Annotated in this window: 10 protein-coding genes; 7 read left to right on the forward strand and 3 right to left on the reverse strand. The window is 44.5% G+C overall.

Translation table 11 applies throughout. The features are described 5' to 3' along the window. Positions 1-432 precede the first annotated feature (432 nt). Positions 433-1,629, forward strand: coding sequence for an endo-1,4-beta-xylanase (locus AC5WJX_RS08760; protein ID WP_494482823.1), 1,197 nt, complete (start codon positions 433-435; stop codon positions 1,627-1,629). Between the two features lie 169 nt (positions 1,630-1,798). On the opposite strand, the gene AC5WJX_RS08765 is transcribed toward AC5WJX_RS08760, so the two are convergent. Continuing rightward, the gene (locus AC5WJX_RS08765) at positions 1,799-2,761 is read right to left on the reverse strand and encodes a manganese catalase family protein (protein ID WP_494484208.1); all 963 of its coding nucleotides are present in this window, start codon (positions 2,759-2,761) and stop codon (positions 1,799-1,801) included. Between the two features lie 244 nt (positions 2,762-3,005). On the opposite strand from AC5WJX_RS08765, the gene AC5WJX_RS08770 reads away from it, so the two are divergent. The 6 genes from AC5WJX_RS08770 (at position 3,006) to AC5WJX_RS08795 (ending at position 10,436) form a co-directional block, all read left to right on the forward strand. Then, positions 3,006-3,464 (forward strand): MarR family winged helix-turn-helix transcriptional regulator, encoded by a 459-nt coding sequence (locus tag AC5WJX_RS08770; protein WP_440431876.1) that lies wholly within the window; start codon positions 3,006-3,008, stop codon positions 3,462-3,464. After that, a complete protein-coding gene (locus AC5WJX_RS08775) occupies positions 3,445-5,805 on the forward strand; it encodes a 3-hydroxyacyl-CoA dehydrogenase/enoyl-CoA hydratase family protein (protein ID WP_494484310.1) in 2,361 nt (786 codons plus the stop codon). The genes AC5WJX_RS08770 and AC5WJX_RS08775 overlap by 20 nt, the downstream gene beginning before the upstream one ends. A gap of 27 nt (positions 5,806-5,832) precedes the next feature. Next, complete coding sequence (locus AC5WJX_RS08780; protein ID WP_494484209.1) at positions 5,833-7,008, forward strand: acetyl-CoA C-acyltransferase; 1,176 nt, start codon at positions 5,833-5,835, stop codon at positions 7,006-7,008. 42 nt (positions 7,009-7,050) lie between these two features. Further along, the gene (locus tag AC5WJX_RS08785) at positions 7,051-8,841 is read left to right on the forward strand and encodes an acyl-CoA dehydrogenase FadE (protein ID WP_494484210.1); all 1,791 of its coding nucleotides are present in this window, start codon (positions 7,051-7,053) and stop codon (positions 8,839-8,841) included. A gap of 116 nt (positions 8,842-8,957) precedes the next feature. Continuing rightward, on the forward strand, positions 8,958-9,524 hold the full coding sequence (locus AC5WJX_RS08790) for an FKBP-type peptidyl-prolyl cis-trans isomerase (RefSeq protein ID WP_494484211.1): 567 nt from the start codon (positions 8,958-8,960) through the stop codon (positions 9,522-9,524). A gap of 18 nt (positions 9,525-9,542) precedes the next feature. Beyond that, on the forward strand, positions 9,543-10,436 hold the full coding sequence (locus AC5WJX_RS08795; protein WP_494484212.1) for an FKBP-type peptidyl-prolyl cis-trans isomerase: 894 nt from the start codon (positions 9,543-9,545) through the stop codon (positions 10,434-10,436). Here AC5WJX_RS08795 and AC5WJX_RS08800 read toward each other — a convergent pair. Both AC5WJX_RS08800 and AC5WJX_RS08805 read right to left on the reverse strand, forming a co-directional pair. Continuing rightward, positions 10,433-11,743 (reverse strand): cryptochrome/photolyase family protein, encoded by a 1,311-nt coding sequence (locus AC5WJX_RS08800; protein WP_494484213.1) that lies wholly within the window; start codon positions 11,741-11,743, stop codon positions 10,433-10,435. The genes AC5WJX_RS08795 and AC5WJX_RS08800 overlap by 4 nt on opposite strands. Then, complete coding sequence (locus AC5WJX_RS08805) at positions 11,740-12,642, reverse strand: TIGR01777 family oxidoreductase (protein ID WP_494484214.1); 903 nt, start codon at positions 12,640-12,642, stop codon at positions 11,740-11,742. The genes AC5WJX_RS08800 and AC5WJX_RS08805 overlap by 4 nt, the downstream gene beginning before the upstream one ends. Positions 12,643-12,649 lie beyond the last annotated feature (7 nt).

Here is a 12,649-nt window from a genome sequence, read left to right on the forward strand (position 1 = left end):
GTTTTTGGCTGTTTTTGGCTGGTTTTCTTGGGTTCGTGAAAATATTTTTAAATTTTTTCCTCCGGATGATAGTGTAGGTCTGCGTTAAACCGCATATGTGCTGGTTGTAATCTCCTCAGTTTTTGATTATGGCGGGGTGTTGGTTAATCTATTAATTTTTAGTTAGTTGGATGATAATTCTGGCGGCTTTTAGTTAAGGATGCTTAACCATAAGTATTGGTTTTTATGGATGGTATTTGGTTGTTTTGTGCTGCTTTGGTGGGGGATGCTGGGGGCTTAGTGTATTTTTTAGGGGCTTACAGTAATCAAATACGTAGCCAAAAGGTGTATATACCGTATAAATATTTTTAAATATGGTATAAATCCCAAAATGTTGCGTAATATTGCATTGTCAAACAACAACAAAAACATCACCCTATAAAATCACACAAAATGAGGTCTACCAGCCCAATCACAAACAACAAATTCAAAGCAGCAGCATTAGCACTAGCTTTATTCGCAACCACTTTCACCGCATGTAAGAAATCCGCAGATGAGGATTTTGCACCACAGGAGTCCGTAAATCAAAGTGAAACCGTAGTTTCCACAGATGACCTGGGAGAAACCGCAGAGAAAGGCAGCTACCACTTAAAAGACCATACTTTAAAAGGAACCTTCAAGTTTCCGATTGGTGCGGCAGTAGTAAAAGAGTTACTTGATGATCCTTTGTATGCTAAAACCTTAGTTAAAGACTTCTCCAGACTAAGTTCTGAAAGTAACTTTAAATGGGGTGCTGTGCACCCGTCAATTGACAAGTATACTTTTGCAAAAGCGGACGCAATTGTAGCCTTTGCAGAAAAGAACAACATGAAAGTTCATGGCCACACCTTGCTTTGGGCACATGATGGAAATGAACCGCAATGGGTTAAGAATTTTCAAGGTGATAAAGCAGCTTGGGAGAAATTGATGAAGGACCACATCACCACTGTTATGACACACTTCAAAGGTCGTGTACAATCTTGGGATGTTGTAAATGAGCCAGTTAAAGAAGGTGGTGTTTATACCAACAGCATCTGGTACCGTAAGCTTGGTAAGGACTGGGTAATCAAAGCCTTCAAATACGCTCAGGCAGCGGATCCAAAAGCCAAACTTTTCTTGAATGACTATGGCCAGGAGTATGGTGGCAAGAAAATGCAGGAGCTTTTGAATATTGTAGATGAAGCCAGGAAACAAGGTGTTACCATTCATGGTATGGGCTTTCAATTGCACACAGTATTGCGGATGGAAACCAAGCTTATAAACAACAATTTAAAATTGGCAGCAGATAAGGGATTATTGATACATATTTCTGAGTTGGACATCTCTGTGAAATATGGCATGCCGAAAACCTTCCCGCTTAGCGATGCAATGGCAAGGGCACAAGGCGCTAAGTTCAAAGAGATTGTTGCAGGTTACCTGAATACTGTTCCTAAAGCGCAACAATGGGGTATCACCACCTGGGGTGTATCAGATAAAACTTCGTATTTCAATAAAGGATATGTAAACGCTGATCACGACTATCCATTATTATTCGGAAAAGACTACAAAGCGAAATGGGCTTACAGGGGTTTCATTGAAGCAGGTCTGAACAGATATCCAGGTTCATTCTAAAAAGAAAACATTAATAAATGCTTATAGGGAAGGTGGCTCAGCGATGAGTTGCCTTCTTTTGTTTAATGACGTTTGTTTCGTATAACCAAACAGGAATTTACCAATTAGCGCTGCATAAAAATGCCCCCAAAAGCATTGAGCTTGTGGGGGCATCTAGAGTTCAGCCTACTTAGTTATTGTTCTGGGATGTTTCAAGGGGTTCAGCATAGTCGCTCCATTGCGCAGTTCCTTTCGGTTCTGCACTTTTAACTTCTGTGCTTCTTACCTTGCTCAGCTCTTTGTTTAGCTTTTCCGTTTTTGAAAGTTCGCTCTTTTTGCTGTCTTCCATTTCTGTTAATCCATTTGTTTGCTTCACATGTGCAACCGGATCAGCAATGTATTCCCAGTCTTTGCCCATATCTGGCATTTCACCTTCATTCCATGGACCGCGGGGGCTTTTTTCTGGTGAAAGGTTGAAATATTGCTGGGTAAAACGTGGGTCAGCCTGTAGTACGCCTGGAGGGAAGTTAGGCTGGATTGTCGATAAGGCGGCTTCGAACATCTTGTAATGCGCCACCTCACGGGTCATCAGAAATGATAAGGTGTCTTTTACGTAAGGATCGTCTGTAAATTTCATCAGGTGTTCATATACCAGCTTCGCTCTGGATTCTGAAGCCAGGTTACTCCTTAAATCTACAGTTAGGTCGCCGTTGGAGTGAATATAAGATGCACACCATGGAATACCCTGACTGTTTCTTAATGTTGGTCCGCCACCGGTAATGATTGGAAACTGTGGATTGGCATGTAACGCCGCATGTATGATATTTTCTTTTGCCGCTTTACCATCCAGCACTTGCATGATTTCGCTTTGGTCTGCAGCATCTTTGAGTTCACCGTTTACCCCTTTTAGTAACATCTGGATGGTTGCACCAACAATTTCCAGGTGCGAGAACTCTTCCGTGGCAATGTCCATCAGCATATCATATTTGTCTGGGTGTGGCTGCTTAGCGCCGAAGGCTTGCGTAAAGTACTGCATGGCTGCGGCAAGTTCGCCATTTTCGCCTCCGAACTGTTCTAATAGAATATTCGCAAATGCCGGATCCGGTTTTGATACGCGGGCATTAAATTGTAGATCTTTTGAATGATGGAACATAGTTTTTCGTTTTAGCGTAGATGTAGAAATTGGTATTATATAGCCTTAACTATTTCGAAGGATAATTGGTTTAGAACTTCCACTATTGATAATGATTATAAAGAGTATGCGGTAGGTAATATTACCTGAATTTCAAGCGATGCCCCGGTCCTGAGCAGCTTGAACAAATCCCTTTAAATTTTATTTTTTGTTGTTGGTTTACAATCTTAATTTCGTTAGCTTTGTTATGCAAGCATAGTAATTAATGAAACAGCAGGAAACAGTAGATTATTTTTTAAAGGTGGTTTGGCAGAATGTATCAAACGTTTATAACCAGATTGCTTCGGGCTTCGGAATTACACAATCTATTGGCTACATGTTGATTAATATTGATAAGGAGGGCACTGCAGTTTCACAGTTAGCGGCATTGCTTGCTGTAAAAGCAACCAGCCTTTCCAGGATGTTAAATAACATGGAAGAACTTGGATTGATCTACAGGGAGGCATCACCGTCTGACAAGCGTTCGGTAAAAGTTTACCTGACGGAGTTTGGTCGCGAGAAAAGAAAGCTCGCCAAAGAAGTGGTAATAAATTTCAATGAATACTTAAATGAAAGCCTGAGTGCCCAGGAAAAGAATAATTTGATCAAAACGCTGGAGAAGTTGAACAAACTCACCTTAGCATATACAAGTACGATAGAAAATGATGAACAAAAGAATAAATAAAGTCGCCGTTTTGGGCTCTGGTATTATGGGCTCCCGTATTGCCTGCCATTTTGCAAACATCGGAGTGGAAGTTTTATTACTTGATATCCCTGCAAAAGAAGGCGATAAAAACAGCATTGTAAATAAAGCACTTGATACTGCAGTGAAGACAAACCCTTCACCAGTTTATTCCAAATCTGTTGTTAACAAAATCAGCACCGGCAACTTTGAGGATGATATGAAGAAGATTGCCGCATACGATTGGGTTATCGAAGTGGTGGTAGAAAATCTGGATATCAAGAAGAGAGTTTTTGAGCAGGTGGAACAATACCGTAAGCCAGGCAGCATCATCTCATCGAATACTTCGGGCATTCCGATCCACATGATGGCGGAGGGAAGATCGGAAGATTTCAAAGCGAATTTCTGCGGAACACACTTTTTTAATCCGCCAAGATACTTGCGTTTACTAGAGATTATTCCTACGCCATACACAAAACCAGAACTGGTGGATTTTCTGATGCATTATGGCGACAAATTCTTGGGTAAGACGACCGTGCTTTGTAAAGATACGCCTGCGTTCATTGCAAATCGTGTAGGCGTTTATTCCATCATGGCTTTGCTGCACCTGGTAGAGAAAATGGAGCTTACCGTTGAGGAAGTTGATAAATATACAGGCCCGGCCTTAGGCCGGCCAAAGTCGGCCACTTTCCGTACCACAGATGTGGTTGGATTAGATACGATGATTAAAGTGGCAAAAGGTCTTTACGACAATTGTCCTGAGGATAAAGCACACGATCTTTTTAAGCTACCTGAGTATGTAGCAAGAATGGAAAGCAACAACTGGCTGGGAGATAAAACCAGTCAGGGCTTCTATAAAAAAACTAAAACGCCTGAAGGTAAAACGGAGATCCTGGCTTTAGATCTAAAAACGCTTGAGTACCGGCCACAAGCTAAAGTGAAGTCTGCAACGTTAGACATGACGAAAGCCATTGACAATGTTCCTGAGCGGATGAAGGTTTTCGCTGCGGGCCGCGACAAAGCTGGTGAATTGTTCCGTGCGTCCTTCTTTGGTTTGTTTGAATATGTATCAGACAGAATTCCGGAGATTTCAAACGAGTTATATCGAATTGATGATGCCATGCGCGCAGGATTCGGTTGGGAAATGGGGCCGTTCGAAGTTTGGGATGCTATAGGCATCTCGGAGTCCATTGAAGGCATGCGTAAGTATGGTCATGAGCCGGCAGCATGGGTACATGAAATGCTGGAAGCTGGACATACCAGTTTCTATAAAGTGGAGAATGGGCTTAAGTTATATTACGATATTCCTTCGAAAAGCTATGTGCCTGTTCCGGGTGCAGAAGCCTTTATTGTGCTGGACAACCTGCGCAGTAAGCAAACGCTTTGGAAGAATGCTGGTGCTTCCATCATTGATCTGGGCGACGGCATCTTAAACGTCGAGTTTCATTCGAAAATGAATACGATTGGCGGCGATACCTTGCAGGCCATCAACAAAGCGATCGACATGGCCGAGAAAGACTACCGTGGTTTGGTAATTGGAAATGATGGTGCGAATTTCTCTGCCGGGGCCAATGTGGGTATGATCTTCATGATTGCGGTAGAGCAAGAGTGGGATGAGTTGAATATGGCCATTCGCATGTTCCAGAATACCTCCATGCGCATCCGTTATTCTTCGATACCCGTGGTTGTTGCGCCGCATAACCTCACCCTTGGTGGGGGCTGTGAATTCAGCTTGCATGCCGATCATGTACAGTTGAATGCAGAAACCTATATGGGGCTCGTTGAATTCGGTGTGGGTGTTATCCCAGGCGGTGGTGGCACTAAAGAATTCGCTTTGCGTGCTTCTGATGAGTTTAAAACTGAGCAGATTGCGCAGAACGTACTGAAAGAAAGATTCCTGACGATCGGGATGGCTAAGGTGTCAACATCTGCAGAAGAGGCCTTTGAGCTTGGTTATCTGCAGCAAGACAAGTATTCCATCTCTATGAACAGGAGTCGCCTGATTGCAGATGCGAAAGCAAAAGCAATCGAATTGGCAGAAGCCGGATACACGATGCCGGTGAAGCGCAGGGATATCAAGGTTTTGGGGAAACAAGGGTTAGGGATCGTTTATGCAGGTGCAAATAGCATGTATTCGGGTAAATACATCTCGGAACATGATAAGAAGATCTCCGAAAAATTGGGTTATGTACTGTGTGGCGGTGATTTGTCTGCGCCTACCGAAGTTACTGAACAATACCTGTTGGATTTGGAAAGAGAAGCATTCCTTTCTTTATGCGGAGAGCGTAAGACGCTGGAACGTATTCAGAATATTGTAACTAAAGGCAAACCACTGCGGAACTAATTATTTGAACACATTAAAGAAGAAAACATGGAAGCATATATTATAGCTGGATACCGTACAGCAGTAGGAAAGGCACCTCGTGGTGTGTTTCGCTTTACGCGGGCAGATGACCTGGCAGCGGAAGTTGTAAGGGCGCTAGTGGCCTCGGTACCGAATTTAGATAAAGAGCAGATTAATGATGTCATTGTTGGGAACGCAACCCCGGAGGCAGAGCAGGGCCTGAATATCGGCCGCATGATCTCGCTGATGGGACTGGATACAGAGAAAGTTCCAGGGGTGACGGTGAATCGTTACTGCGCATCAGGATTGGAGACCATCGCCATGGCTGTGGCGAAGATCAGGAGCGGTATGGCCGATTGTATCGTTGCTGGCGGAGTAGAGGTGATGTCGGGTATGCCTTTCGGTGGTTGGAAATTGGTTCCGAATCCGGAAGTCGCTAAAAAGAACCCAGACTGGTACTGGGGCATGGGTCTGACCGCAGAAGCTGTTGCTAATGAATATAAAGTTAGCCGTGAGGATCAGGATGCTTTTGCCTACCAGTCCAACATGAGGGCGGTAGAAGCCATCAAGAATGGTCATCTGAAAGCTGGCGTGTTGCCGATTACGGTAAACGAGACTTACCTGGATGAGCATATGAAAAAGCAAACCAGAAGTTTCGTGGTAGACACTGATGAGGGGCCGCGAGCTGATACAACAATTGAAAAGCTTTCCAAGCTAAAGCCAGTGTTTGCCGCTGATGGAACCGTGACGGCAGGTAACTCTTCCCAGACGTCAGACGGTGCTGCCTTTGTACTGGTGGTTTCTGAACAGAAATTGAAGGAATTGGGTGTGGAACCAATCGCCAGATTGGTAAGCTACACTGTTGCCGGAGTACCTCCTAGAGTAATGGGGATCGGGCCGATTGCGGCTATACCGAAGGCTTTGGAGATGGCAGGTATGAAGTTAGATCAAATGGATTTGATCGAACTGAATGAGGCTTTCGCTTCACAATCACTTGCCATCGTGCGTGAACTTGGGATCAACACCGATATTCTGAATGTAAACGGGGGTGGAATCGCCTTAGGACATCCGCTGGGTTGCTCGGGTGCGAAATTGTCTGTTCAGTTGTTCAATGAACTGAAAAGGAGAGACAAGAAATACGGCATGGTTACGATGTGTGTAGGTACAGGCCAGGGTGCAGCGGGAATTTTTGAGATGTTATAAAAAATTAAAACGGATGAGCTTGCTCAATTAAATATTACAAGTATGGACACTACAGACAAAAAAACAATAAAAGGAGGTGAATTCTTAATTTCAGAAACGCAGTACCAGGATGTTTTTATTCCGGAGGAGTTTGATGAAGAACAGGTGATGATTGCACAAACCTGCCGTGATTTCCTAACTGCAGAAGTGTTTCCAAACCTGGACCGCATTGATGCGCAGGAGGAAGGATTGATGCAGTCGCTGCTGGAGAAAGCCGGTGAGTTGGGTATTCTCGGGGTTTCTATTCCTGAGGAATTTGGTGGTTTTGGAAAGAACTTCAACACTTCCATGCTCGTTGCCGATATTATTGGTGCGGGACATTCTTTTGCTGTGGCTTTGTCGGCACATACCGGTATCGGTACCTTGCCAATTTTATATTATGGCAATCAGGAGCAGAAAGCAAAGTATATCCCGAAGCTGGGCACCGGGGAGTGGAAGGCTTCTTATTGCTTAACCGAGCCGAATGCTGGTTCTGATGCAAACTCCGGTCGTACTAAAGCAAAGTTGTCTGAAGATGGAAAACACTACATCATCCATGGACAAAAGATGTGGATCACCAATGGGGGATTTGCAGATGTCTTCATCGTGTTCGCGAAAATTGATGATGATAAGAATCTCACGGCATTCATTGTAGAGCGGGATTTCGGTGGTATTACGATGAATCCGGAAGAGCACAAGATGGGGATTAAAGGATCTTCTACCCGCCAGGTGTTTTTCAACGATTGCCATGTGCCGGTGGAGAACATGCTTTCTGAAAGAGAGAATGGATTTAAGATCGCAGTTAATATTTTGAACATTGGTCGGATTAAACTTGCGGCGGCGGCGATTGGCGCTTCAAAAAAGGTGATTGACCATGCAATAAACTATAGTAATGAAAGGGTTCAGTTTGAACGGGTAATATCGAAGTATGGCGCAATCAGACATAAACTTGCAGAAATGGCAACCAAGGTTTATGCTGTGGAGAGTGCTAGTTACCGTGCAGGTCAGAATATTGACGATGCTTATGACGCACTTGTTGCTGGGGGAATGGATGCCAGCAAGGCGAAGTTGAAGTCAACCGAGCAGTTTGCTGTAGAATGTGCTATCCTGAAGGTTTGGGGTTCTGAAGCTTTAGACTATGTAGTGGATGAAGGTGTGCAGGTTTATGGAGGTATGGGCTTCTCTGCTGATGCACCAATGGATCGTGCTTACCGCGATGCACGTATCAACAGGATCTTCGAAGGGACAAACGAGATCAACCGCCTGCTTACGGTGGACATGATGCTGAAGCGTGCGATGAAGGGTGAACTGGACCTGATGACCCCTGCCACGGCAGTAGCATCAGAATTGATGTCTATTCCCGATTTCGGCGAGCCGGATGATACTTTATTTGCTGCAGAGAAGAAGATTATCCAGAACCTGAAAAAAGCAACTTTGATGGTTGCCGGCTCAGCGGTTCAGAAGCTGATGATGAGCTTATCGAAAGAACAAGAGATCTTGATGAATATCGCCGACATGGCCAGCTATGTATATGTAGCGGAATCAGCAATGCTCAGAACAGAGAAGCTGGTGAGTTTGCGGGGTGAGGAAGCATGTGCAGGACAACTGAACATGATGCGCATTTATTTTGTGGAGGCCATAGATGCTGTTGCCAAAGCAGGTAAAGAGGCTTTATGGGCCTTCGCAGAAGGCGATGAGTTGCGCATGATGCTTGTAGGCTTGCGCAGGTTCACCAAAATGGAACCGTTTAATGTGAAAGCTGCAAGGCAAGAGGTTGCACAGCAATTGATTGCTGCAAATCGATATTGCTACTAATCAACGATAAAGAAATTACGCTCACCGTCCTGCATGAATTTGCAGGGCGGTTTTTTGTTGTTGTTAAAAAAGGTTAAAAATTGTTCTCTCACATTTAAAAGACTATTTTTGTCGATATGTTCAGAAATGCCCTTTTTATTGCTTGTACGATCCTATGCATAGGACTCTCGTCATGCGGTGATCTGGTAGAATATAACGAAGATACCCAACTACAGCTGGATGTAGATTCCATTGAACAGTTTATCGTTAAACAGAACCTTAACTTTCAAAAGGATCGAAGTGGCTTGTATAGCCTGATTATTAATCCTGGCAAAGGGGAGTATGAATTGGAGCAAGATGACGACGTTGTTGTGACCTATACGGGGAAGCTGCTGAACGGCATTATCGTTGAACGAGGAGATACCGTGCGGTTAAAGTATGCTGGCATGATAGAAGGTTGGCGGGAAGGCTTAAAGAAAATTAAACCGGGTGGAACGGTGCGTTTGCTGATTCCATCAACCATGGCTTATACGGATCGACAAGTTGGACAAATTCCCCCGAACTCAAGCCTTGATTATACCATTTTCTTTCGATCAATTGTGCGGAAGAATACGACATTGCCGAACACTGAACCGGGAGAGGACCCAGACGATGATCCGGCAACGGATGATGGTGGAGGTGTTATCCTTGAACCTGACTACTAAAAAATACAATCTAAATAAATGATGTTTAAAAAGTTATCTATATATGCTGTTGCCTTTTTTGGCGCAATAACGATCCTGAGTTCATGCGAGAAGGAATACGAGCAAATCGAGACCATCGACGATACCAAGCTGACACAATACATTGCAAGCAATAAGTTGCAGGTTACGAAGGATCCCTCTGGTTTCTACTACGAGATCGTTAACCCTGGAACAGGGGAGAACTTTAAGAATACGGACTCGGTACTGTACAACTTTGTATTGAAATCTCTGGATGGTAAGAGTTATTACGACACGCAAACAGATGCATACAATATTGCAAACCTTGTAGGTTATACGGACAGGATTGTGTTAGGCAGATCAGTTCCTGCGTTCCGGACTGTTATTTCGGCACTTAAACCTGGTGGTGAGGCTAAAATTTTATTACCCTCTTACCTGGCCTTTGGCAGAAATGGCGAGTCTGAGTTAAACGTGCCATCTAACGAACCATTGTTGGTGACACTAACAACATTGTCAGAACGTTCACAACCTGAGCGTGATGAAAACCTGATCAAGGCCTTTTTGGAACGTAATAGTTTAACTGCAACCCGCGATGTATCCGGCGTTTACTACATAATTGATAAACCAGGAAGTGGTAAAGAAATTAATGCACAATCAACGGTGTACCCTTTTTACACCGGGCGATTACTTGACGGAACAGAGTTTGATTCGAATAAGGCAGATACAGCAGTGAACTTTTCACTGAACGGTGGTGTCATTGTTGGGTGGCAACGTACCTTACCTTTGATCAAAGAAGGTGGAAAAATCAGAATTTTAATACCGTCCGGCCTTGCCTATGGTCCGAATGCACAAAGTAAGATTAAAATGAATGCTGTTCTAGACTTTGACATTGAAGTTCCGAAGGTTGTAAACTAAACCGGACCATCATTTAAAGCAGCCTTATATGTACGGAGCATTCTGTCTCTGGCAAAAGCATGATCAACTATCGGTGGGTCATGCTTTTCTTGTTTATACTGGGGTGCCCATTTGTAGATGTACTGGTTGTTTGGGTCGAACTTTTTCGCCTGAAGTTCCGGGTTGAACACGCGGAAGAACGGAGCTGCATCATTTCCGCTGCCGCATGCCCACTGCCAGCCACCCACATTACTTGCCAGTTCGTAATCGAGAAGCTTTTCGGCGAAGTAGGCTTCACCCCAACGCCAGTCGATCAGCAGGTGTTTAGTAAGAAAACTGGCGACCACCATACGTACTCGGTTGTGCATAAATCCCGTTTGGTTCAGCTGCTGCATACCAGCATCCACAATGGGGTAGCCTGTTCTGCCCTGACACCAGGCTTCGAATTCCTTTTCATTGTTCCGCCATTGAATCCGGTCGTAGGCAGGTTTGAAGGCATGGTGCTGTACCTGCGGAAAATGATCGAGGATCATCATGTAGAAGTCGCGCCAGATCAGTTCAGAGAGCCACTTTTCGGCAGCATTCGCCAGTGCGGTTCTTGCCGCTTCACGAATGCTTATTGTTCCAAATCTAAGGTGTAGTCCGATGTAACTGGTTGCATCGTCTGCAGGATAGTCTCGCCGGAGCTCATAACTGGCCAGCTTTTCAGCGAAATTGACATCCGGAAATTTGATGTCCAGGTCTTCAAAGCCCATATCCTGTAAAGATATCACCGGGTATGGCTTACAGGAGTACAGATTATCAAAGTATTTTTCCGTTGGATACGCTTTGATGTAGAAGTCGTTCAATTTGATTTTCCACTGTTTTGAATAGGGCGTAAACACGGTGTATGGCTTTCCATCAGGTTTAAGCACTTCAGCTTTTTCAAAGATCACCTGATCTTTAAGGGTGATAAAGGGAATATTTTTCTTATGCAAAACCGCCTCTACTTTCTGATCTCTTTGCTTCGCGTAGGGTTCATAATCGTGATTGGTGTACACCGCTTTAACCTTGTAGGTGGCAAGAAGATCCATGAAAACATCTTCCGGAAGGCCATATTTGATGAGCATAGAACTTCCCAGCTGCTCCAGACCTGCTTTCAGTTTTACTACGTTGCGGTGAATGAAGACCAGCCTACGGTCTGCTTTTGGTAATGGATCCAGGATGGCTTTATCGAAGATAAACAGTAATAATACCGGATAACCGGACTTTAAAGCCGCATGTAAAGCCGCATGATCTTCAAGTCTTAAATCGCGGCGGAGCCAGCAAATGCATATTTCGTCGTTCATAGATATATTTCTGCCAGGGCATCCTGAAGCTGGTTGTATTTGAAGTTAAATCCGGTGTTAAGTACCTTTTGTGCGGAGGTGTTGGTGCTGGAAAGTGCCACAGCACTCATTTCACCCATTATCGTTTTTATAAGAACTTCCGGTACGTGTATAGGCCAGAGTGGGCGTTGTAGCACTTGCGCAATCCTCCTGGTGAATATTGCATTGGTTGCCGGTGCTGGAGCTGTAGCATTAAATACGCCCTGCAGCGAATTTTCGAGCGCATGAATGTACAGGTTCAGCATATCCTGCAGATGAATCCAGGGGACCCACTGTTTTCCGGAGCCTAATGGCGCCCCCAGAAACAACTTAACGGGCAGTGCCATCAGGGGTAGTCCGCCTGTGGCCTTATCGAGAATAAAACCGGTACGCAGTTTCACAATCCTGAGGTTTTGTAAGGCACCTGCATCTACAGCAGTTTCCCATCTGATACAGCAGGTCGCCAGAAAATCATCCCCCGGGTCGCTGATCTCCGTTAGTACCTCATCGCCCCGGTCGCCATAGTAGCCCACCGCAGAAGCGGAAATCATGGTGTTCACCGTATGACTGCAACTTGCCAATCCTTTGTAGAGCAGCTTTGTGGAGTTTACTCTGCTGTCGAGTATTTGCTGTTTTCGCCTTGCTGTCCAGCGTTTGCTGGCAATATTTTCACCAGCCAGGTGAATGATGGCACTGACACCATCAAAGCAGCTGGTATCTATGGTTTGATTTTCTACATTCCAAAGGAAAACGCGGGTGTTTGGCAAGGGGCGTGCGGTTCTGCTGAGCATCGAAACCTGGTAGCCTTTATTGATAAGCGCTGGTACTAATTTTCTACCGATCATCCCACTTGCTCCCGTTATTAGTACGCGTTTTTCCATATTGTCA

The organism is Pedobacter sp. NEAU-ZC8, assembly GCF_059278965.1.

What these genes read in the sequence shown, in the direction of transcription:
- AC5WJX_RS08760 (WP_494482823.1), top strand. Translation starts at nt 433, where the DNA reads ATGAGGTCTACCAGCCCAATCACAAACAACAAATTCAAAGCAGCAGCA.
- AC5WJX_RS08765 (WP_494484208.1), bottom strand. Translation starts at nt 2,761, where the DNA reads ATGTTCCATCATTCAAAAGATCTACAATTTAATGCCCGCGTATCAAAA.
- AC5WJX_RS08770 (WP_440431876.1), top strand. Translation starts at nt 3,006, where the DNA reads ATGAAACAGCAGGAAACAGTAGATTATTTTTTAAAGGTGGTTTGGCAG.
- AC5WJX_RS08775 (WP_494484310.1), top strand. Translation starts at nt 3,445, where the DNA reads ATGAACAAAAGAATAAATAAAGTCGCCGTTTTGGGCTCTGGTATTATG.
- AC5WJX_RS08780 (WP_494484209.1), top strand. Translation starts at nt 5,833, where the DNA reads ATGGAAGCATATATTATAGCTGGATACCGTACAGCAGTAGGAAAGGCA.
- AC5WJX_RS08785 (WP_494484210.1), top strand. Translation starts at nt 7,051, where the DNA reads ATGGACACTACAGACAAAAAAACAATAAAAGGAGGTGAATTCTTAATT.
- AC5WJX_RS08790 (WP_494484211.1), top strand. Translation starts at nt 8,958, where the DNA reads ATGTTCAGAAATGCCCTTTTTATTGCTTGTACGATCCTATGCATAGGA.
- AC5WJX_RS08795 (WP_494484212.1), top strand. Translation starts at nt 9,543, where the DNA reads ATGATGTTTAAAAAGTTATCTATATATGCTGTTGCCTTTTTTGGCGCA.
- AC5WJX_RS08800 (WP_494484213.1), bottom strand. Translation starts at nt 11,743, where the DNA reads ATGAACGACGAAATATGCATTTGCTGGCTCCGCCGCGATTTAAGACTT.
- AC5WJX_RS08805 (WP_494484214.1), bottom strand. Translation starts at nt 12,642, where the DNA reads ATGGAAAAACGCGTACTAATAACGGGAGCAAGTGGGATGATCGGTAGA.